The following is a 1484-nucleotide window of genomic DNA, read 5'->3' as shown; positions in this document are numbered from 1 at the left end:
CGACGGTCGCGCTCGGGACGGACAACGTCATGCTGAATCAGCCGTCGATGTTCCGCGAGATGGCGGTCGCGGCGAAGCGGTTCGACGTGAGCGACCGGGAGGTGTTACGGATGGCGACCGCCGCGGGCGCCGAGATAGCCGGCCTCGACTGCGGCGTCATCGAACCGGGCCGGCGGGCGGCGCTCCTCGTCCTCGACGGCGACTCGGACAACATGTCGGGCTCCGAGGACCCGGTCAGCGCGGTCGTCCGACGCGCGACCGCGCTCGACGTCGAGCGGGTCGTCGGCTGACCGCCCCCGCCCGTTCGGCCGCGTTCCCGCTCAGTCGCTCCCCTCGTCGCCGCCCGCCTCTCCGCCGCGCCGCCCGACGTCGAACTCTCCGAACGGTGTGGTCTCGTGGGTCCGTACGAGCACCTCGTCGGCGACCGTGACGCCCATGTCGAGGAGCGCCTGCGCAACGGGCGTGATGTCGTCGTCCGACTCGCCGACGACGGTCACGAGGAGATTCTGCTCGCCGGTGACCAGCTCCTGGACCGACACGACGCCGTTGATGTCGAGGACGTCCGAGACGAGTTCTCCCCGCTCCGGTATCGACGCGGTGCAGTAGAGCAGCATCCGGAGCGGGTAGCCCGACCGCTGGTAGTCGACGCTGGCGCTGTACCCCTTGATCACGCCGTCGGACTCGAGCCGCCGGATCCGCTTGCGAACGGTGCTGTCCGAGGTGCCGGTCCGCTCCGCGATGTCCCCGGACGACGTGTTTCGCGCGTCTTCCTGCAGCGCGTACAGGATCGCCCTGTCGACGTCGTCTATCGCGCCGTTGTCCATACCTCGGAGGTAGACGCGCGGCCGTTTTATACGTTGTCGGGACCGCCGCGTCCGCGTTTCCGGCCGCGGTCGCCCCGATCCCGACGCCTACATACGCTCCCCGCCAGTGGGTCGGATATGGCACCCTACACCGTGGACATCGACGTTCGGTTCCGCGACATCGACGCGTTGGGCCACGTCAACAACGCCGTGTACGCGACGTACATCGAGCAGGCGCGGACGCGGTACTTCCGCGACGTCCTCGAGATGGACATCTCACAGTCTTCGAGCGTGCTGGCGTCGATCGCGATCGACTTCCGGCGGCCGATCGAGCTGTCCGACGGCGACGTGACCGTCACCGTCGAACTGGCCGAGTTAGGCCGGTCGAGCGCGACGATGGCCCACGAGGTCCGCGTCGGCGACGCGGTCGCGGCGACGGCCGAGGCGACGATCGTCTCGCTGGACCCCGACACCGGCGAGCCGACGCCGATCCCGGAGGATCACCGGGCCGCGATGGAGGCGTATCACGACCTCTGAGGCGGTCCGGACGATCGCCCCCGGACCGACCGGCCGGGCGACCGAACGCACACCTTCTTGACGCCGGAGACGGATCGATCGGTATGAGCGTACGACTGTACGCCCTCGACGGATGCCCGTTCTGCGAGACGGCCGCCGAGGCGT

Annotated in this window: 3 protein-coding genes; 2 read left to right on the top strand and 1 reads right to left on the bottom strand. The window is 69.4% G+C overall.

The window, feature by feature from the left end; genetic code table 11:
- Positions 1–290, top strand: a 290-nt coding sequence (locus tag U4E84_RS17190; RefSeq protein WP_322533319.1) for an amidohydrolase family protein, incomplete at its 5' end; no start/stop codon positions are given.
- Between the two features lie 30 nt (positions 291–320).
- Here the strand turns inward: U4E84_RS17190 and U4E84_RS17185 are convergent.
- Positions 321–824, bottom strand: a complete 504-nt coding sequence (locus U4E84_RS17185; RefSeq protein WP_322533318.1) for an Lrp/AsnC family transcriptional regulator — start codon at positions 822–824, stop codon at positions 321–323.
- Between the two features lie 117 nt (positions 825–941).
- Here U4E84_RS17185 and U4E84_RS17180 point away from each other — a divergent pair, with 117 nt between their 5' ends.
- A complete protein-coding gene (locus U4E84_RS17180) occupies positions 942–1340 on the top strand; it encodes a thioesterase family protein (protein ID WP_322533317.1) in 399 nt (132 codons plus the stop codon).
- Positions 1341–1484 lie beyond the last annotated feature (144 nt).

The sequence above is a fragment of the Halorubrum sp. AD140 genome, from assembly GCF_034497445.1.
In the GTDB taxonomy this organism is placed as follows: Archaea; Halobacteriota; Halobacteria; order Halobacteriales; family Haloferacaceae; genus Halorubrum.
Note: the sequence above shows the minus strand (reverse complement) of the source record. Positions and strands in the feature narration are given on the sequence as shown.

Coding starts and splice junctions, on each gene's coding strand:
- U4E84_RS17185 (WP_322533318.1), bottom strand. CDS start 824: ATGGACAACGGCGCGATAGACGACGTCGACAGGGCGATCCTGTACGCG.
- U4E84_RS17180 (WP_322533317.1), top strand. CDS start 942: ATGGCACCCTACACCGTGGACATCGACGTTCGGTTCCGCGACATCGAC.